Annotated in this window: 18 protein-coding genes; 16 read left to right on the plus strand and 2 right to left on the minus strand. The window is 65.5% G+C overall.

Annotation, left to right across the window (positions count from 1 at the left end):
* Positions 1-41 precede the first annotated feature (41 nt).
* From rpsA to PSELUDRAFT_RS10695, 13 genes are all read left to right on the plus strand, one after another.
* Complete coding sequence (gene rpsA, locus PSELUDRAFT_RS10635) at positions 42-1,721, plus strand: 30S ribosomal protein S1 (protein WP_088968463.1); 1,680 nt, start codon at positions 42-44, stop codon at positions 1,719-1,721.
* 9 nt (positions 1,722-1,730) lie between these two features.
* On the plus strand, positions 1,731-2,027 hold the full coding sequence (locus PSELUDRAFT_RS10640; RefSeq protein ID WP_088968464.1) for an integration host factor subunit beta: 297 nt from the start codon (positions 1,731-1,733) through the stop codon (positions 2,025-2,027).
* Positions 2,028-2,197: 170 nt separating this feature from the next.
* Complete coding sequence (locus PSELUDRAFT_RS10645; RefSeq protein ID WP_088966827.1) at positions 2,198-2,491, plus strand: lipopolysaccharide assembly protein LapA domain-containing protein; 294 nt, start codon at positions 2,198-2,200, stop codon at positions 2,489-2,491.
* 33 nt (positions 2,492-2,524) lie between these two features.
* The gene (gene lapB, locus PSELUDRAFT_RS10650; protein ID WP_179947601.1) at positions 2,525-3,688 is read left to right on the plus strand and encodes a lipopolysaccharide assembly protein LapB; all 1,164 of its coding nucleotides are present in this window, start codon (positions 2,525-2,527) and stop codon (positions 3,686-3,688) included.
* Positions 3,689-3,706: 18 nt separating this feature from the next.
* Complete coding sequence (gene pyrF, locus PSELUDRAFT_RS10655; protein ID WP_088966829.1) at positions 3,707-4,453, plus strand: orotidine-5'-phosphate decarboxylase; 747 nt, start codon at positions 3,707-3,709, stop codon at positions 4,451-4,453.
* A gap of 13 nt (positions 4,454-4,466) precedes the next feature.
* Positions 4,467-5,429: a D-glycero-beta-D-manno-heptose-7-phosphate kinase gene (rfaE1, locus tag PSELUDRAFT_RS10660; protein WP_088966830.1), complete on the plus strand. Its 963-nt coding sequence runs from the start codon at positions 4,467-4,469 to the stop codon at positions 5,427-5,429.
* 23 nt (positions 5,430-5,452) lie between these two features.
* Positions 5,453-6,031, plus strand: a complete 579-nt coding sequence (locus PSELUDRAFT_RS10665; RefSeq protein ID WP_088966831.1) for a DUF924 family protein — start codon at positions 5,453-5,455, stop codon at positions 6,029-6,031.
* 53 nt (positions 6,032-6,084) lie between these two features.
* Positions 6,085-7,080, plus strand: coding sequence for an ADP-glyceromanno-heptose 6-epimerase (gene rfaD, locus PSELUDRAFT_RS10670; RefSeq protein WP_088966832.1), 996 nt, complete (start codon positions 6,085-6,087; stop codon positions 7,078-7,080).
* A gap of 300 nt (positions 7,081-7,380) precedes the next feature.
* Positions 7,381-7,836 (plus strand): transcriptional regulator NrdR, encoded by a 456-nt coding sequence (gene nrdR / locus PSELUDRAFT_RS10675; protein WP_088966833.1) that lies wholly within the window; start codon positions 7,381-7,383, stop codon positions 7,834-7,836.
* A gap of 83 nt (positions 7,837-7,919) precedes the next feature.
* A complete protein-coding gene (locus PSELUDRAFT_RS10680; protein ID WP_088966834.1) occupies positions 7,920-8,456 on the plus strand; it encodes a GNAT family N-acetyltransferase in 537 nt (178 codons plus the stop codon).
* A complete protein-coding gene (ribD, locus tag PSELUDRAFT_RS10685) occupies positions 8,438-9,562 on the plus strand; it encodes a bifunctional diaminohydroxyphosphoribosylaminopyrimidine deaminase/5-amino-6-(5-phosphoribosylamino)uracil reductase RibD (protein WP_197693851.1) in 1,125 nt (374 codons plus the stop codon). The genes PSELUDRAFT_RS10680 and ribD overlap by 19 nt, the downstream gene beginning before the upstream one ends.
* A 100-nt stretch (positions 9,563-9,662) precedes the next feature.
* The gene (locus PSELUDRAFT_RS10690; protein ID WP_088966835.1) at positions 9,663-10,349 is read left to right on the plus strand and encodes a hypothetical protein; all 687 of its coding nucleotides are present in this window, start codon (positions 9,663-9,665) and stop codon (positions 10,347-10,349) included.
* A 197-nt stretch (positions 10,350-10,546) separates the two neighbouring features.
* Positions 10,547-12,031: a carboxypeptidase M32 gene (locus PSELUDRAFT_RS10695; protein WP_088966836.1), complete on the plus strand. Its 1,485-nt coding sequence runs from the start codon at positions 10,547-10,549 to the stop codon at positions 12,029-12,031.
* A 620-nt stretch (positions 12,032-12,651) separates the two neighbouring features.
* On the opposite strand, the gene PSELUDRAFT_RS10700 is transcribed toward PSELUDRAFT_RS10695, so the two are convergent.
* On the minus strand, positions 12,652-14,094 hold the full coding sequence (locus tag PSELUDRAFT_RS10700; RefSeq protein WP_088966837.1) for a PLP-dependent aminotransferase family protein: 1,443 nt from the start codon (positions 14,092-14,094) through the stop codon (positions 12,652-12,654).
* Positions 14,095-14,247: 153 nt separating this feature from the next.
* Between PSELUDRAFT_RS10700 and PSELUDRAFT_RS10705 the strand changes: the two genes are divergently transcribed.
* The 3 genes from PSELUDRAFT_RS10705 to PSELUDRAFT_RS10715 all read left to right on the plus strand — a co-directional run bounded on the left by PSELUDRAFT_RS10705 (position 14,248) and on the right by PSELUDRAFT_RS10715 (position 16,372).
* Positions 14,248-14,856, plus strand: coding sequence for a LysE family translocator (locus PSELUDRAFT_RS10705; RefSeq protein ID WP_088966838.1), 609 nt, complete (start codon positions 14,248-14,250; stop codon positions 14,854-14,856).
* A complete protein-coding gene (locus PSELUDRAFT_RS10710) occupies positions 14,856-15,557 on the plus strand; it encodes an aspartate/glutamate racemase family protein (RefSeq protein ID WP_088968466.1) in 702 nt (233 codons plus the stop codon). The genes PSELUDRAFT_RS10705 and PSELUDRAFT_RS10710 overlap by 1 nt, the downstream gene beginning before the upstream one ends.
* A gap of 62 nt (positions 15,558-15,619) precedes the next feature.
* Positions 15,620-16,372 (plus strand): ABC transporter substrate-binding protein, encoded by a 753-nt coding sequence (locus tag PSELUDRAFT_RS10715; protein ID WP_088966839.1) that lies wholly within the window; start codon positions 15,620-15,622, stop codon positions 16,370-16,372.
* 6 nt (positions 16,373-16,378) lie between these two features.
* Here the strand turns inward: PSELUDRAFT_RS10715 and PSELUDRAFT_RS10720 are convergent, their stop codons facing one another.
* Positions 16,379-17,617 (minus strand): TIGR03862 family flavoprotein, encoded by a 1,239-nt coding sequence (locus tag PSELUDRAFT_RS10720; RefSeq protein WP_088966840.1) that lies wholly within the window; start codon positions 17,615-17,617, stop codon positions 16,379-16,381.
* Between the last annotated feature and the right edge of the window lie 172 nt (positions 17,618-17,789).

Here is a 17,789-nt window from a genome sequence, read left to right on the forward strand (position 1 = left end):
AAGGCACGCACATGTGAGTATATCGAATGACTACCTTCGAAATGGAAAGCTTTGCCGCGCTGTTTGAAGAAAGCCTCTCCCTGCAGGAGATGCGCGCTGGTGAAGTGATCACCGCTGAAGTTGTTGGCGTTGATTCCAACTTCGTGACCGTTAACGCCGGTCTGAAGTCCGAATCCCTGATCCCGGTTGAAGAATTCAAGAACGACAACGGCCAACTGGAAGTTAACGTAGGCGACTTCGTTACCGTTGCGATCGATTCCCTGGAAAACGGTTTCGGCGAAACCAAGCTGTCCCGTGAAAAAGCCAAGCGTCTGGCTGCATGGGTTGACCTGGAAGAAGCGCTGGAAGCCGGCAAGATCCTGTCCGGTGTTATCAGCGGCAAGGTGAAGGGTGGTCTGACCGTTATGGTCAACGGCATCCGTGCCTTCCTGCCGGGTTCCCTGGTTGACGTGCGTCCGGTGAAAGACACCACCCCGTACGAAGGCAAGGAAGTCGAGTTCAAGGTTATCAAGCTGGACCGCAAGCGTAACAACGTTGTGGTATCCCGCCGCGCCGTTCTGGAAGAGACCCTGGGCGAAGAGCGCAAGGCACTGCTGGAAACCCTGCGCGAAGGTGCTGTTATCAAGGGTATCGTCAAGAACATCACCGACTACGGTGCGTTCGTTGACCTGGGCGGTATCGACGGCCTGCTGCACATCACCGACCTGGCATGGCGTCGTGTGAAGCACCCGTCCGAAGTTCTGGCTGTTGGCGACGAAGTAGAAGCCAAGGTACTGAAGTTCGATCAAGAGAAGAACCGCGTATCCCTGGGTCTGAAGCAACTGGGCGAAGATCCGTGGGTGGGCCTGTCCCGTCGTTACCCGTCCGGCACCCGCCTGTTCGGCAAGGTGACCAACCTGACCGACTACGGTGCGTTCGTGGAAATCGAGCAGGGCATCGAAGGTCTGGTACACGTGTCCGAAATGGACTGGACCAACAAGAACGTACACCCGTCCAAGGTAGTTCAGGTTGGCGACGAAGTGGAAGTGATGATCCTCGAGATCGACGAAGAACGTCGTCGTATCAGCCTGGGCATGAAGCAGTGCCAGGCCAACCCGTGGAACGAATTCGCCGACAACTTCAAGAAGGGCGACAAGCTGAAGGGCGCGATCAAGTCCATCACCGACTTCGGCGTGTTCGTTGGTCTGCCGGGCGGCATCGACGGTCTGGTTCACCTGTCCGACCTGTCCTGGGCTGAAACCGGCGAAGAAGCCGTGCGCAAGTTCAAGAAGGGCGACGAGGTTGAAGCCGTTGTTCTGTCCATCGACGTGGAAAAAGAACGCATCTCCCTGGGTATCAAGCAACTGGAAGGTGATCCGTTCAACAACTACGTTGCCATGAACGACAAGGGCTCCCTGGTGAAGGGTACCGTGAAGTCCGCTGATGCCAAGGGCGCCGTGATCCAGCTGGATGCCGACGTTGAAGGCTACCTGCGTGCTTCCGAAGTCTCCCGCGACCGCGTTGAAGACATCCGCACCCACGTTAAAGAGGGTGACGAAGTCGAAACCGTGATCATCGCTGTTGATCGCAAGTCCCGCTCCATCAGCCTGTCCATCAAGGCCAAGGACATGCAGGAAGAGAAAGCTGCCATGGCAGCCGTATCCTCCGATGCAAACGTGTCCGCTGGTACCACCAGCCTGGGCGCGCTGCTGAAGGCAAAACTGTCCGGCGGCAACGAGTAAGCCATGGACATGACCAAATCTGAGCTTATTGCGAGGCTTGCCGAGCGTTATCCTCAGTTGGTCGCCAAAGATGCTGAGCTGGCCGTCAAAACCATTCTGGATGCGATGGCCGGCAGCCTGGCAAAAGGGCAGCGAATCGAGATTCGCGGCTTCGGTAGCTTCGATCTGAACTACCGTCCGCCGCGGGTTGGTCGCAACCCCAAATCAGGCAGCAGCGTTGTCGTGCCTGAGAAATACGTACCGCATTTCAAGGCAGGCAAGGAATTGCGTGAGCGGGTAGATCTCGCTGACGAAGCCGACCAGTAAGCCTCTGGCAGCCTGCCAATCAACGCTGTGACCTCCGGGTCACAGCGTTTTTTTATGCCCGGCGCGCTTGGGAGGTGCCGCGCTTTCGTTTAAACTTGCCCCGCAGACCGTTTTGCCGCCGTTGTCATGGCGCGGGCGGCCTATCCCAGAGTCAACCCAGTGAGATTCCCATGCGTTACCTGTTCCGCTTGTTTGAGCTGCTGCTGCTCGTCCTGCTGGTTGCGGTCACCGTGCAGAACAGCACCGTGGTCGAATTCAAACTGTTCTTCGGCCACAGCTGGCAAGTGCCGCTGATCCTGCTGCTGCTGATTTTCTTCGTTGCCGGCGCCGTTATCGGCCTGGTGGCGACGTTTGCCTATTCCCTGCGCGTCCGTCGCGAGCTGTCGCAGCTCAAGAAGGAACTGCGCTCCCGTCAGACCGCCAGCAAGGTGGTGTCCGATCCGAGCGATGCCCTGGCCGATTGAGCCGGCGGCTTTCCTGTTTTCCGAGGTTGAATGTTGGATCTAGATCTGTGGTGGCTGTTGCTGTTCCCGGCGTTTTTCGGCCTGGGCTGGCTGGCCGCGCGCGTTGACCTGCGCGCCGTACTGAAGCAGGCCAAGGAAGTACCGGCCGCCTTTTACAAGGGGCTGGATGCGCTGGTGGATGATCGCACCGACGTGGCGTCGCGCTCGCTGGCCGAAGTGGCGCGCGCGCATCCGGATGCACTGGACGTGCAGCTGAGCCTGGGCAAACTGTACCGCCGCCGCGGCGAGAACGACCGCGCCATCCGCCTGCACCAGCAGACGCTGGAGCAACCGGACCTCACTGCCGAACAGAAGGCACAGGTGCGCTTCGAGCTGTCGCAGGACTTCCACAAGGCCGGGCTGGTGGATCGCGCCGAGGAAATCCTGCTGACGCTGCAAAAGAGCCACAGCATGGGCAAGCCGGCGCGCGAGCAGCTGCTGAGCATCTACCAGCAGGATCGCGACTGGGAGAAAGCGATCAGCACCGCGCGCGAGCTGCGCAGCGATGCGCACTCCTTCCAGCACGAGGTGGCGCAGTTCTTCTGCGAACTGGCGCAGGCCTCGCTGTACCAGTCCGATTACGACAAGGCCCGCCACTACGTGGCCGAGGCGTTTGCGGCCAACCGCAAGTGCGTGCGCGCCAGCATCCTGCTGGGCGACATCGAAGTGGCCGAAGGCCGCCAGGAAGCGGCGATTGCCGCCTGGCAGGCCATCGAGAAACAGAACTACGAATACCTGGCCATGGTGGCCGAACGCCTGTTCGACGCCTACGAAGCGCTGGGCAAACCGCATGAGGGCATCGCCCTGTTGCGCGGCTACCAGCGCACCTTTTCGCAGCTGGAGCTCACCGATCTTCTATACCAAAAGGTGGCTACCTACGAAGGCGAGGCCAAGGCACTGGAAGCCGCGCGCGAAGCGGTGCATGCCCGCCCCAACCTGCTGGGTGTCTATCGCCTCATCGAGGCGCAGATGGATGAGTTGAGCCCGGAAGGGCGTATGGATGCCGAGGTGGCGCGCGCGCTGGTGATGAAGCACGCGCAGAAGCTGAACGTGCACCGCTGCAAGCGCTGCAACTTCCGTTCGCGGGCGTTCTTCTGGCACTGCCCGGCCTGTGGCGAGTGGGAAAGCTTTACGCCCAACCGCTCGGAAACCCATTGAAAGAATACGGATAACAGCATGAATCCCCTGATTCTCGACAATGCCGCGGGTGTTACCGCGTCGCCGGTGCTGGTGGCACTGGACTTTGCCACCGCCGATGCCGCGCTGGCCTTTGCCGCGCGACTGGACCCGGCCGAGTGCCGGCTGAAAGTCGGCAAGGAGCTGTTCACCGCCGCCGGCCCGCAGCTGGTGGAACAGTTGGCCGCACGCGGCTTCCAGGTGTTCCTGGACCTGAAATTCCACGACATTCCCAATACCGTGGCGCAGGCCTGCAAGATGGCCTCCGATCTGGGCGTGTGGATGGTCAACGTGCACGCTTCCGGCGGCCGCCGCATGATGAGCGCTGCTGCTGACGCGCTGGCGCATTGCAGCCATCCGCCGCTGCTGATCGCGGTTACCGTGCTCACCAGCATGGAAGCCGCCGACCTGGCCGAAGTCGGCATCACCGTGTCGCCGCACGAGCAGGTACTGCGCCTGGCGCAGCTCACCCGCGACAGCGGGCTGGACGGCGTGGTGTGTTCGGCGCAGGAGGCTACCGAGCTGAAGTCGCTGCTGGGCCAGGACTTCAAGCTGATTACCCCGGGCATCCGCCTGGCCGACAGCGCCGCCGACGACCAGCGCCGGGTGATGACCCCGGTGGCTGCACTGGAAGCCGGCGCCGACTATCTGGTGATCGGCCGTCCGATCACCCGCGCCGAAGACCCGCTGGGCGTGCTGTCCGACATCAACGCCGATATCCGCGCCTGGCAACAGGCGCGCGGCTGAGGGTAGGGCATCGATGAGTCTGCTGCAGCAACTGGGCCTGACCCCCGACACCCTGAGTAACAAACTGGCTGCCAGCCGCGTGCTGGTAGTGGGCGACGTGATGCTGGACCGCTACTGGTTCGGCGATGTCAGCCGTATCTCGCCGGAAGCGCCGGTACCGGTGGCACGCATCAACCGCATGGAAGAGCGTGCCGGTGGTGCGGCCAACGTGGCGCGCAATATCGCCAGCCTGGGCGGCAAGGCCACCATCCTGTCGGTGGTGGGCGATGACGAAGCCGCCAGCGCGTTGTCGCGTCTGCTGGAAGCCGATGGCATTACCGCCTCGCTCAAGCGTGATGCGGAGATTTCCACCACCGTGAAACTGCGCGTGGTGGCGCGTCAGCAGCAGCTGATCCGCCTGGACTTCGAAGATGCGCCCAGCCACGAGATTCTGGCCGACAAGCTGGACGAGTACGCCACCATCGTTGCCGAGCACGATGTGGTGATCTTGTCCGACTACGGCAAGGGCGGCCTGACTCACGTATCGCGCATGATCGAACTGGCGCGAGCCGCCGGCAAACCGGTGCTGATCGACCCCAAGGGTGACGACTACAGCAAGTACGCCGGCGCAACCCTGCTGACGCCGAACCGCAGCGAGTTCCGCCAGGTGGCCGGCAGCTGGCAGAGCGAAGAGCAGCTCAATGCCAAGGCCGAGAGCCTGCGCAGCGAGCTGAATCTGGATGCACTGCTGGTAACGCGCAGCGAGGAAGGCATGACGCTGTTTCGTGCCGACGGCGCGCTGCATGAGCCGACGCTGGCCAAGGAGGTGTACGACGTCTCCGGCGCCGGCGATACCGTTATCGGTACCCTGGGCCTGATGCTGGCCGCCGGCCTGCCGCTGCCGCAGGCGATGAGCCTGGCCAATGCCGCCGCCGGCATCGTGGTGGCCAAGCTGGGCACCGCGGTGTGCCAGCAACGCGAGCTGTTTGCCCTGTAACCGTCGCAGAAAGCGAGGCTGGCATGTTGTGGCACGAGGAAGTCCTGCAGTTCTGGTTCGGCGGCAGCAGCGACGAGCTGCTGGCCGTGCCGCGTGATGCCTGGTTCCGGAAGGACGAGGTGTTCGACACCATCATCCGCGAACGTTTCCTGCCACTGGTGGACGGGTTGCAGGCAGACAGGCTGGAGCCGGCGCTGCACGATGCGCGCCAGACGCTGGCCTGGCTGATCGTGGCCGACCAGTTTCCGCGCAACCTGTTTCGTGGCGATGCGCGTGCCTTTGCCAGCGATGCGCGGGCGCGCGACGTGGCGCATGCCATGCTGGCGGCCGGGCTGGACGCCCAGCTGCCGCCGGTGGCGCGCTGGTTCTGCTACCTGCCGCTGGAGCACAGCGAACGGCTGAGCGACCAGGACGACTGCGTGCGCTGCTTCGGTGCGCTGCCGGCGGACAGCCCCGGCTACGCCGGCGTGCTGGACTACGCACGGCGCCACCGCGACATCATCGCCCGCTTCGGTCGCTTTCCGCACCGCAACGCGGCGCTGGGGCGCGACAACACCGCAGAAGAAACCGCCTTTCTGCAGCAGCCGGGCAGCAGCTTTTAACCGAATCTGATAGCGGGTTGGCCGCAAGCCGGCCCGCGCAACGAGGAATACACATGACCATCGTCGTTACCGGCGCCGCCGGCTTCATCGGCTCCAACATCGTCAAGGCGCTGAATGCGCGCGGCGAAACCGACATCCTGGCGGTAGACAACCTCACCAAGGGTGACAAATTCGTCAACCTGGTGGATTGCGAGATCAGCGACTACCTGGACAAGGAAGACTTCATCAACCTGATCGGCAGCGGCGATTTCGACGGTGAGCTGCGCGCCATCCTGCATCAGGGTGCCTGCTCGGACACCATGAACCACGACGGCAAGTACATGATGGAGAACAACTACCAGTACACGCTGGAGCTGTTCGAATTCTGCCAGGCCGAGGAAGTGCCGCTGCTGTACGCCTCCAGCGCTGCTACCTACGGCAAGGGCACGGTGTTCAAGGAAGACCGCCAGTACGAAGGCCCGCTCAACGTCTACGGCTACTCCAAGTTCCTGTTCGACCAGGTATTGCGCCGCCGCATGCGCGAGGGCCTCACCTCGCAGGTGGCCGGTTTCCGCTACTTCAACGTCTACGGCCCGCAGGAGCAGCACAAGGGCCGCATGGCCTCGGTTGCGTTCCACAACTTCAACCAGTACCGCGAAACCGGCAAGGTGAAGCTGTTCGGCGGCTACGATGGCTACGCCGACGGCACCCAGAGCCGCGACTTCGTGTCGGTGGAAGACGTGGTGAAGGTGAACCTGTACTTCCTGGACAACCCGGACCAGAGCGGTATCTTCAACCTGGGCTCCGGCCGCGCACAGCCGTTCAACGACGTGGCGGTGGCCACCGTCAACGCCTGCCGCCGCCACGAGGGCAAGCCGGCACTGAGCCTGGCCGAACTGGTGCAGCAGGGCATCCTGGAATACATCGACTTTCCGGACGCGCTGAAGGGCAAGTACCAGAGCTTTACCCAGGCCGATATCGGCAAGCTGCGCGAAGCCGGCTACCAGGAGCCGATGCTTACCGTGGAACAGGGGGTGGATCGCTACGTGGACTGGCTGATGACCCGCTGAGGACTTGCTGACGATCTGCTGCGCGTCGGCGATACGGCGTTGAAACCGTCTCCGGAATGCTCGTTGACTGCATGTCAACTCCGCCTCCTCAGCCGTTTTCGCCTTGTCTCGCTCTAGCTCGCTGGATCGTAAAGCGGTTCTGAAAGTTGGCCGCATGACAACGGGTCGCCCTGGGCGGCCCGTTTTGCATGGATCGCCGGGCTGGGCGGCTATTTGCGCTGTTTCCGGCCGGCAAGGCTTAAATTGACAGCGGGTTTGCTGATAACATCCGGCTATGGCAAGCAAGCGAGACGTAAAACAATGAAATGTCCTTTCTGCGGTGGTATGGATACCCAGGTGGTGGATTCCCGCGTCAGCGATGACGGCAGCACCATTCGCCGCCGCCGCCGCTGCCTCGCCTGCGAAAAGCGCTTTACCACCTTTGAAACCGCCGACGTGCGCATGCCGCAGGTGGTGAAGGCCGGTGGCCATCGCATCGATTTCGACGTGGAGCGGGTGCGTACCAGCTTCATGCGCGCGCTGCACAAGCGCCCGGTGTCCACCCCGCTGGTGGACGACGCCATCGACCGCATCTGCCAGCGCCTGCTGCAGCTGGGCGAGCGCGAGGTATCCAGCCGCCAGATCGGCGAAATGGTGATGAACGAGCTGGCCAAGCTGGACAAGGTGGCCTACGTGCGCTTCGCTTCGGTGTACAAGAGCTTCCAGGACATCGCCGAATTCAGCGATGCCATCAAGGAAATCCAGAAGAAACCCTGATGCCGGCCAGCGCCGCCGCCGCGGTGCCCATGACCCCGCGCTTTTTGCGGCAATGACAGCCGCTTCCGCTTTGGAGGCCCGATATGACTACATCCCGCATTACGCTGTGCGAGGCCGAAGAAACACACGCGGCCCAGCTGTTCGGGCTGATCAACTCCAGCCGCGATGCGCTGGGCCAGTGGCTGCCGTGGGTGGATAGCGCGCAGAGCGAGGAACAGGTGCGCGAATTCCTGCAGCTGCGCACCTGCGAGCGCAGTGTCGGTGCCTCGCGCACCTGCCTGATCATGGTGGACGATCAGCCGGCCGGCGTGTGCGATCTGCACAGCATCAGCAGCCAGGACTGCCGCGCCAGCCTGGGCTACTGGCTGGGCGATGCCTACGTCGGCCACGGCATTCTGCCGCAGGCGCTGCAACTGCTGATGGATATCGCCTTCCAGCAGATGGGGCTGCACCGCCTGGAGATCATTTCCGCTGCGGCCAACCTGCGCAGCTGCGCGGTGGCCGAACGCATGGGCTTCCAGTTGGAAGGCGTGCTGCGCGGCTACCTGCATATCCGCGACCGCTACTGGGATGCGCGCATCTACAGCCTGCTGGACAGTGAATGGGCCGCGCTGCCGTGAGCTTCTCCGCCGACGACCACCGCTATATGCAGCAGGCGCTGCGCCTGGCCGCTGCCGCCACCCGCCGTGCCGCGCCCAACCCGGGCGTGGGCTGCGTGCTGGTGCGCGATGGTGCCGTGATAGGCGAGGGCGCCACCCTGCAGGTGGGCGGCGATCACGCCGAGATCCAGGCAATCAAGGATTGTTACGCGCGTGGTCTGAGCCCGGTCGGCGCCACCGCCTACGTCACGCTGGAGCCGTGCAGCCACCACGGCCGCACCCCGCCATGCGCCGGGCGGCTGATTGCGGAAAAAATCGGCCGTGTCGTCGCGGCCATGGTGGACCCGTACCACGAAGTGGCCGGCCGCGGCATTGCCATGCTGCAGGCGGCCGGCATTCCGGCCGAGGCCGGCCTGCTGGAGGCCGAGGCGCGGCGCGTGCATCGCGGCTTCCTGTCGCGTGTCAGCCGGCAGCGGCCGTTTGTTACGCTGAAGGCGGCGGCCACGCTGGATGGCAAGACCGCGTTGCTCAACGGCGTCAGCCAGTGGATCACCTCGGCCGATGCCCGTCGCGACGTGCACGCGCTGCGTGCGGCCAACTGTGCCGTGCTCACCGGCAGCGGCACCGTGCTGGCGGACGACCCGCAGCTGACGGTGCGCGACGCCCCCTGCCTGCGCCAGCCGGCGCGGGTAGTGGTGGATGGCCAGCTCGCCACCGCACCGAAGGCTCGTATCTACGACACCACGCAGGCGCCGACCTGGCTGGCTACCACGGTAACGGACGAAACACGGCTGGCACCGTACCGCGCGCGCGGCGTGCTGCTGCTGACGCTGCCGGGTGCCGACGGGCGCGTGGATCTGGCGGCGCTGCTCACCGCGCTGGCCACTGCCGGCATCAACGAACTGATGGTGGAAGCCGGCGCCGGTCTTAACGGGGCACTGCTGCAGGCCGCACTGGTGGACGAGGTGGTGCTGTACCTGGCGCCCTACCTGGCCGGCGATGCCGCGCGCGGCCTGTTCGACTGGCCGGCGCTGCACTCGCTGGACGACAAGCTGCCGCTGGATATCGACGACGTGCGCAAAGTGGGCTGCGATCTGCGCCTGACGTTGCGGCCGCGTGGCCGCTGATTTCGCGCTTGGTGCGTTTTCGGAATTGTCTGATAAAGAATGAGGCGCTATGCTGGGGCCCGCGCGGGAAGCACGCGCGTAATTCTGGAGACAGCCACGCATGAGCAGCGCGGATAAAGGCAGCAAACAAGAAACGGGTGATGCGCAGGACGCACTGGATGCCTACCTGCGGCTACTGGAAAGCAAGGGGGCGGATAGCGAGGTACTGGTACTGCGCCGCCGTGTGCTGTCGCGGCTGAACCTGCTGATGCGCGGCCAGCCGCGCAACACCACCATCTACCGCTCCGCGGTGGATGCGTTGTTATCGCTGTGTCTGCCGGAAGACCGCCCCGGCGCCATGACCGCCGCGCGCGAGTACTACTATTTCTGGATCGGCGACGTGAAGAAAGTCACCGAGATGAACGCCCGCTCCGGCTTCACCACCCGCCACGTACGCCTGCCGGTACTGTCCTCCTTCGATGACCTGCAGCAGCGCATGCAGCAGGACGGCTACAGCCAGTTCCCGCCGTCGCTGGAGCTGTACCTGGGCCAGCTGTACGAGCTGGGTTCCGAGGAAGAAGTGCTGGGCGAGCGCGGCGCGCTGCTCAAGCCGCTCTTGTACCTGCTGCACGATCAGAGCCACCACCCGGACAGCTACCGCATGGCGGTGGATGCCATGCTGCTGCACCTGAGCGACAGCGAGGCCAAGGAGAGCTTCCTCTCCATCGCCCGCGAATTCTTCTACTACTGGCTGTCGTTCCCGGATGCCGACGTGCGCGGCCAGTTCGGGGAGGCGCAATCTGCCTGAGTACGATCTCGCCCGCCTGGGCGAGACAAGGCAGAAACGGCCGGGGGGCGCGGAGTTTGCCAATGCTCAGCGTGCCGCCGCCGCCGTTTATAACACCGCAGCGCCGCAGATCGTGGCCAGCTGTTCCGCCGGCCAATTGAGCGCCGGCGTTGCCAATGGCATCATGCGGCCAACCCTGATTTCACCCGGAGTACCGCATGAGCGCACCTGCCTACCAGCAACTGGAAACCATCTTTACCCGCCTGTACCGCTACCAGCACCTGGCGGCCATTGCCGGCTGGGACCAGGCGGCAATGATGCCGCCCCAGGGCAACGATGCCCGCGGTGCCGCCATGGCCGAGCTGTCGGTGCTGATGCACGGCACGCTGACCGACCCGCAGCTCAAGAGCTGGCTGGCTGCCGCCGAACAGGAAGACCTCGACGCCACCCAACGCGCCTCGCTGCGCGAAATGCGCCGCAGCTGGCAGCATGCCAACCTGCTGCCGGCTTCGCTGGTGGAGGCCAAGGCGCTGGCCGGCAGCCGTTGCGAGCACGCCTGGCGCGAGCAGCGCAAGGCCAACGACTGGCAGGGCTTCCTGCAGAACTTCCGCGAAGTACTGCGCCTGTCGCGTGAAGAGGCGCAGCTGCTGGCCGACGCCACCGGCAAGGGCCGCTACGACGCGCTGATGGACAAATACGAGCCGGGGATGAACAGCGCCGAAGTCGAGCGCATCTTCGGCGACGTGAAAAGCTGGCTGCCGGGGCTGATCCGCCAGGCCATGGACAAGCAGGCCGGTGAAACGCTGCAGGCGGCCAAGGGGCCGTTTGCGGTGGAGAGCCAGCGCGCGCTGGGCATGGAGATCATGGGCCTGCTGGGTTTCGATTTCGATGCCGGCCGGCTGGATGTCTCTGTACACCCGTTCTGCGGTGGCGTGGCCGAGGACGTGCGCATCACCACCCGTTACCGCACCGATGACTTCATGCAGAGCATGATGGGCATCGTGCACGAGACCGGCCATGCCCGCTACGAGCAACGCCTGCCGCGCGAACTGGTACACCTGCCGGTGGGCCAGGCGCGGTCGATGGGCATTCACGAAAGCCAGAGCCTGTCGTTCGAGATGCAGCTGGGCCGTGGCCCGGCCTTCCTCAAGCTGATCGCGCCGCTGGTGCGCAAGCACCTGGGCGAGCAGCCTGCGTTCGATGCGGCCAACCTGTCGCGCATGTATACCCGCGTTCGCCCCGGCTTCATCCGCGTGGATGCCGACGAGCTGACCTACCCGGCGCACGTGATCCTGCGCTTCGAAATCGAGCGCGCGCTGATCGAGGGCGACATCGAGGCCGAGGACATTCCGGCGCTGTGGGACGAGAAAATGCAGGCCTACCTGGGCATCGACACCCGCGGCAACTATCGCGACGGCTGCATGCAGGACATCCACTGGACCGACGGCAGCTTCGGCTACTTCCCCAGCTACACCCTGGGTGCCATGTACGCGGCGCAATACTTCGCCACCATTCGTCGCCAGGTGCCGGATCTGGACGCGCGCATCGCCGCCGGCGATCTGGCGCCGGTGTTCGACTGGCTGGAAGCCAATATCTGGTCGCAGGCCAGCCGCTGGGAAACCGGCGAACTGGTGCAGCGCGCCACCGGCGAGGCGCTGAACCCGACGCACTTCCGCGCGCACCTGGAAGCGCGTTACCTGTAAGTCCTGGTGTTGTGGAAACGGCGGCAGCCTGCGGGCGAGCCGCCGTTTTTGTTGCTTGCCTGCTTGCGGCCAACCTTATGTCACAACGGCGGATAGCCCAGCGGGCATCCGCCCTACCTTTGCGCTCGGAAGAGAACAACGGCGGCTCATGGCGAACCGCCGTTGTTGTTTGCCGCGAAGTAGGGCGGAAGCCCCGCAGGGGCGTTCCGCCATCATGCGGCCAACGTTGAGGGTTGGCCGCATGTGCCATGTCGTGGCTGTCTCGACCTGTCGCCCGAACCGGTAGGGCGGGTTGAACCAGCGGTTCATACCCGCGTGAGCCACCAGCGCTGCGCGGGTATGGCTTGCAGCCAACCTGCCCTACGCTTGTGCTCGGAACGGAACAACGGCGGCTCATGGTGAGCCGCCGTGTTGTTTGCCGCGAAGTAGGGCGGAAGCCCCGCCGGGGTGTTCCGCCATCATGCGGCCAACGGTGAGGGTTGGCCGCATGGCCATGTCGTGACTGTTTCGACCTGTCGCCCGAACCGGTAGGGCGGGTTGAACCAGCGGTTCATACCCGCGTGCACCAGCGCGCTGCGCGGGTATGACCTGCAGCCAACCCGCCCTACGTGCTCATGCCGTTACGTCTGTGCGCGCCGTACCCGTGCACTGCGCGCCAGTTCGCCCAGCCGCTGCAGTGCGCCAACATAGCGCTCGTCCAGCGGCTGGCAGCAGGACAGCCGCAGCGCATTGCGGTAGCGGCCGCTTGGCGAGTACAGCGGGCCGGGCGAGATGCTGATGCGCTCGGCGATGGCGGCGTGGAACAGCGCCACCGTGTCGTAGTCCTCCGGCAGCTCCACCCAGATCAGGAAGCCGCCGCTGGGGGTGGTGGCGTGGGTGCCGGGCGGGAAGTGCTCGGCGATCAGCGCGCGCACCTTGTCCACGTGCAGCGCGTAGCGGCGCTTGAGCGCGCGCAGGTGGTGGTCGTAGCCGCCGGATTCCAGGAAGGTGCCCAGCGTTTCGCACAGCACCAGCGGCTCGGCGATGGAGCTGGCGAACTTCAGCTTCTTGATCTCCTCGCCAAAGCGGCCGCCTTCCAGCCAGCCGACGCGGAAGTCCGGCGCCAGCGTCTTGGTGTAGCTGGCGCAGACCAGTACCCAGCCGTCCTGGTCGAAAGCCTTCACCGCCGGCTGCAGTGCGTCGCCGAACTGCAGCTCGGCATACAGCGCGTCCTCGATCAGCGGCACGCGGTGGCGGTTCACCAGTGCGGCCAACCTTTTCTTGTTGTCGGTGGGCATGCTGCAACCCAGCGGGTTGTGCACATTGGGCATGGCGATGATGGCGTTGAGGCGCTTTTCCTGCAGCAGCAGTTCCAGCGCGTCCAGCGCCAGGCCGTGCTGCGGGTCGGTGGGAATCTCCACCGCCTTCAGCCCCAGGCTGTTGAACAGCGGCAGCAGGTTGAAGTAGGTGGGCGATTCGATGCCCACGGTGTCGCCGGGGCGGGTGATGGCGCGCAACGCCAGCTGCAGTGCCTCCATGGCGCCGTGGGTGAGGATGATGTTGTCGGCCTGCAGCGCCATGCCCAGCTCCAGCCCGCGGCGGGCGATCTGGGTGCGCAGCCGTTCCGAGCCCGGCGGCAGCGCGTAGTTGCCCACCAGCCCCGGCTGTTTGCGTAGCACCTGGCCCATCAGCCGCGCCAGCCGGGCGGAGGGGTAGAAGTCGCCGCCGCGCGGGCAGGCCAGTGCCATGTCGATGTAGCCCGGTGTCTGCTGCGCCTTCAATGCCGCGCCGATCAGATCCAGCACTGCGCCGTCGGTGCCGCGTGCCGGGCCGGGGCGGTGGCTGGCGCCGCGCGCCGGCGACGGCAGCCGCGAGCGCACGTAGTAGCCGCTTTGCGGCCGCGCCTCGATCAGGCCGCGGTCTTCCAGCACGCGGTAGGCGGCCACCACGGTGTTGAGCGACAGCTGGCGGCTGCTGGCGGTCTTGCGCACCGAGGGCAGGCGCGAGCCGGGTGGCAGGGTGCCCAGGTTGATGGCGGAGGACAGGTCATCGGCTAGCTGCTGGTACAGGGTGGCGGTGCTCATCGGCATCTCGTGACAGCGGGGTGGAAAAGTGATGGTGACAGTTGCCTGCTGCCGGTAACTGTCACCGTGACAATAACAAATCCGTGCGGCTGTAACCAGAGTTGGCGCGCCATTAGCATGTACTCATCGCTATCCGTTCATGAGGAGCAAGCCATGCTGAGCTGGCCATTACTGAGTTATGTCGCGCTGATGTCCGTTACCCCCGGCCCCAATAACCTGATGTTGGCCGCATCCGGAGTCAATTTCGGCTGGCGCCGCACCGTGCCGCACATGCTGGGCATTTCCGGCGGCCACGGTTTGCAGATCCTGCTGGTGTCGCTGCTGCTGGGCTGGGTGCTGGCGCTGCTGGAACAGGGGCGGCTGTGGCTGGCGCTGGCCGGCTGTAGCTACCTGTTCTGGCTGTCGTGGCAGGTATGGCGCGCCGGTGCGCCGCAGGGGCGGCAGGCGGGCAAGCCGCTGGGCTTCATCGGTGCGGCGGCGTTCCAGTGGGTGAATCCCAAGGCCTGGGTGATGGTGGTGAATACCAGTGTGCTGTTCCTGCCGCACGATGCCACCGCCGGACATTCGCTGCTGCTGGCACTGATCTGCGCCATGGTGAACCTGCCGTGCATCGCGGTGTGGGCCGGCATGGGTGACGCGCTGCGCCACCACCTGGCGCGCGAGCGGGTGCGGCTGTGGTTCAATGGCGTGATGGCCACGGCGATGGCGGCGACTGCCGGCTACCTGCTGTGGGATGAACTGTTGCTGGCGGGGGTATGGTGATGCGTTATCTGGGGCTGCTGGGCGGCATGAGCTGGGAATCGACACTGCATTACTACCAGCTGATCAACGAAGGCGTGCGCGCACGCCTTGGCGGGTTGCACTCGGCGCCGCTGCTGCTGCACAGCGTGGATTTCGCCCCGGTGGCCGCGCGGCAGCGCGCCGGGGAATGGCAGGCGCTGGGCACGCAGCTGGCGGCCGCCGCGCAGGGGCTGCAGCAGGCCGGGGCCGGGGCGCTGCTGCTGTGTACCAATACCATGCACAAGGTGGCGCCGGCCATCGAGGCGGCGGTGGATGTGCCGCTGCTGCACATTGCCGACCCGACCATTGCCGCGCTGCAGGCCGCCGGCGTGCAGCGCGTGGGCCTGCTCGGCACCCGCTTCACCATGGACGAGGCGTTCTACCGCGACAGGTTGGCCGCAGCCGGTTTGCAGGTGCTGTTGCCGGACGAAGCCGGCCGCAGCGAGGTACATCGGGTGATCTTCGACGAGCTGTGCCTGGGCCGGGTGCTGCCGGCCTCGCGCACGGCTTACCAGCGGGAGATCGCCGCCATGCAGGCGGCTGGTGCGCAGGCGGTGATCCTGGGCTGCACCGAGATCGGCATGCTGCTGGGCGCGGACGACAGCCCGCTGCCGCTGTTCGACACCACCGCGCTGCACGCGGCGGCAGCGGTGGCGTGGCTCACCGCCGGCGCCACTTATTGAAAGCTGCCCCCTGCACCGCCGATAATGCAAACAGTGCGTCATCGCGACGCAGGGGGAAGGCAGTGAGCAAGATCTGTTGGGGCACCGTGCTGGCCATGGTGCTGGCCGGTGCGGCACAGGCACAGACCGTGACGGTTTGTGCCGAGCGCTGGGTGCCGTTTGTCTACCGCGACGACAATGGCGAAGTGAAGGGCCTGGGCGCCGAGGTGCTGCAGCAGGTAGCCCGGCAGCACGATGCCACCGTGCACTTCCAGTTCCTGTCCATGAGTGGCTGCTACAAGCAGGCCGCCGCCGGGCGCGCCGATGTGGTGGCTTTTGCCACGGCGCGGGAAACCCCGGCGGGCTGGCTGCAGAACCAGCGGCCGCTGGTGTACTGGCCGCTGCATGCCTGGGTGTCGTCCACGCTGCCGGAACAGCGCTATCACGAGTTGCAGCAGTTCGCCGGCCTGCGCGTGGCCTGGGTGCCGTCCTACGATTATCCGCAGCCGCTGGTGAAGCAGACGCATTGGCGCCGGGTGGAGGCGCCGGATACCCAGGCCTCATTCACCATGCTGGCCGGCGGCCGGGTGGACGTGGTGTTCGATGACTACCAGGCCACGCAGGACATCGCCCGCCAGCTCGGCGGCCGGGTCAAGCGGCTGGAAGGGCTGGTGGCCAGCCACCATGAAACGTTCAGCATTCGCCCCGGGCTGGAGTGGCTGCGCGACGGCATCGAGCAGGAGGCCGCCAGGCTGGCCGAGAACGGCACGCTGGAGCAGTTCTACCTGCAGTATTTCCGCGTCAGCTGGGGGCAGGTGCTGGCGGTGCCGCACTGAGCAGGCTTAGGCGCGTGCCAGCCAGGCCAGCAGCCCCTGCGCCGCGGCGCGGCCGCTGGCAAAACAGGCGGTGAGCAGGTAGCCGCCGGTGGGCGCTTCCCAGTCCAGCATCTCGCCGGCACAGAACACGCCGGGCAGTGCCGTCAGCATCAGGTTTTCGTCCAGCGCCTCGAAGCGCACGCCGCCGGCGGTGCTGATGGCTTCGTCGATGGGGCGCGCAGCGCGCAACGTCAGCGGCAGCGCCTTGATGGCGGCGGCCAGGCGCGCCATATCGTTGAAGCTTTCCTTGTCCAGCAGCTCGCGCAGCAGGCCGGCGCGGGCGCCGTCGATGCCGCATTGCTTGCGCAGGTGGTTGGAGAGCGATGCCGCGCCGCGGCCGCGCTGCAGTTCGCTGCGCAGCCGTTCCAGATCGCGGTCCGGCGCCAGGTCCAGCTGCACGCTGGCGCTGCCGTCGCGGTTGATGCGCTCGCGGATGGCGGCGGCAAAGCCGTATACCAGGTTGCCCTCGATGCCGTCCTGCGTCAGCACCATCTCGCCGCGGCGGCTCAAGGGCTGGCCGTGCACATCTTCGAAACCCAGCGCCACGTTCTTCAGCGGGCTGCCGGCAAACTTGGCGGCAAAGTGCTCGCTCCAGCCGCAGACAAAGCCGCAGTTGGCCGCCTGCAGCGGTGCGGCATCCACGCCTTTGGCCGTCAGCAGCGGCAGCCAGCGGCCATCCGAGCCCAGTTTTGCCCAGCTGCCGCCACCCAGCGCCAGCACGGTGGGGGCGTGCTCGCGCAGCACTTCACCCGCCGGGGTGGCAAAGCGCAGCCGGCCGGCATCGTCCCAGCCCAGCCAGCGGTGGCGCACGTGCAGCTGCAGACCGGCCTCGCGCAGCCGCGCCAGCCAGGCGCGCAGCAGCGGCGCCGCCTTCATGGCGGTGGGAAACACCTTGCCGGAGCTGCCGACGAAAGTCTCGATGCCGAGGCCATGTACCCAGCTGCGCAGCGCATCGGCATCGAAGGCATCGACGATGGGCGTCAGTTCGCGTTCGCGCAGGCCGTAGCGCGCCAGGAACGGCGCCCGCGGCTCGCTGTGGGTAATGTTCATGCCGCCCACGCCGGCCAGCAGGAACTTGCGGCCAACCGAGGGCATGGCGTCGAACAGTTCGACCTGCAGTCCGTGCTGCAACAGCAGCTCGGCGGCCATCAGGCCGGCCGGGCCGCCACCGATGACGATGGCGCGTGGAGAAGGAGTAGGGGACATACGCAAACTTGCTCGCAAGGGCGCCTCGAAAAACGCCGCTTTCCTTGCGCTACGGCGCTGCTCACGAAAAATCCCGCCTTGCCTATATGCTGCGTCGGGATTTTCGCTTGCGCCATGTCGCGCCCGGAAAGCGGGGTTTTCGTGGCACCCGTAAGGTTGGCCGCAGGGGCGA

Origin of the sequence: Vogesella sp. LIG4, assembly GCF_900090205.1 — a bacterium.
Taxonomy (GTDB): domain Bacteria; phylum Pseudomonadota; class Gammaproteobacteria; order Burkholderiales; family Chromobacteriaceae; genus Vogesella.

Excerpts from the sequence above, each read along its gene's own strand:
- rpsA (WP_088968463.1), top strand. The coding sequence starts at position 42 with ATGGAAAGCTTTGCCGCGCTGTTTGAAGAAAGCCTCTCCCTGCAGGAG.
- PSELUDRAFT_RS10640 (WP_088968464.1), top strand. The coding sequence starts at position 1,731 with ATGACCAAATCTGAGCTTATTGCGAGGCTTGCCGAGCGTTATCCTCAG.
- PSELUDRAFT_RS10645 (WP_088966827.1), top strand. The coding sequence starts at position 2,198 with ATGCGTTACCTGTTCCGCTTGTTTGAGCTGCTGCTGCTCGTCCTGCTG.
- pyrF (WP_088966829.1), top strand. The coding sequence starts at position 3,707 with ATGAATCCCCTGATTCTCGACAATGCCGCGGGTGTTACCGCGTCGCCG.
- rfaE1 (WP_088966830.1), top strand. The coding sequence starts at position 4,467 with ATGAGTCTGCTGCAGCAACTGGGCCTGACCCCCGACACCCTGAGTAAC.
- PSELUDRAFT_RS10665 (WP_088966831.1), top strand. The coding sequence starts at position 5,453 with ATGTTGTGGCACGAGGAAGTCCTGCAGTTCTGGTTCGGCGGCAGCAGC.
- rfaD (WP_088966832.1), top strand. The coding sequence starts at position 6,085 with ATGACCATCGTCGTTACCGGCGCCGCCGGCTTCATCGGCTCCAACATC.
- nrdR (WP_088966833.1), top strand. The coding sequence starts at position 7,381 with ATGAAATGTCCTTTCTGCGGTGGTATGGATACCCAGGTGGTGGATTCC.
- PSELUDRAFT_RS10680 (WP_088966834.1), top strand. The coding sequence starts at position 7,920 with ATGACTACATCCCGCATTACGCTGTGCGAGGCCGAAGAAACACACGCG.
- ribD (WP_197693851.1), top strand. The coding sequence starts at position 8,438 with ATGGGCCGCGCTGCCGTGAGCTTCTCCGCCGACGACCACCGCTATATG.
- PSELUDRAFT_RS10690 (WP_088966835.1), top strand. The coding sequence starts at position 9,663 with ATGAGCAGCGCGGATAAAGGCAGCAAACAAGAAACGGGTGATGCGCAG.
- PSELUDRAFT_RS10695 (WP_088966836.1), top strand. The coding sequence starts at position 10,547 with ATGAGCGCACCTGCCTACCAGCAACTGGAAACCATCTTTACCCGCCTG.
- PSELUDRAFT_RS10700 (WP_088966837.1), bottom strand. The coding sequence starts at position 14,094 with ATGAGCACCGCCACCCTGTACCAGCAGCTAGCCGATGACCTGTCCTCC.
- PSELUDRAFT_RS10705 (WP_088966838.1), top strand. The coding sequence starts at position 14,248 with ATGCTGAGCTGGCCATTACTGAGTTATGTCGCGCTGATGTCCGTTACC.
- PSELUDRAFT_RS10710 (WP_088968466.1), top strand. The coding sequence starts at position 14,856 with ATGCGTTATCTGGGGCTGCTGGGCGGCATGAGCTGGGAATCGACACTG.
- PSELUDRAFT_RS10720 (WP_088966840.1), bottom strand. The coding sequence starts at position 17,617 with ATGTCCCCTACTCCTTCTCCACGCGCCATCGTCATCGGTGGCGGCCCG.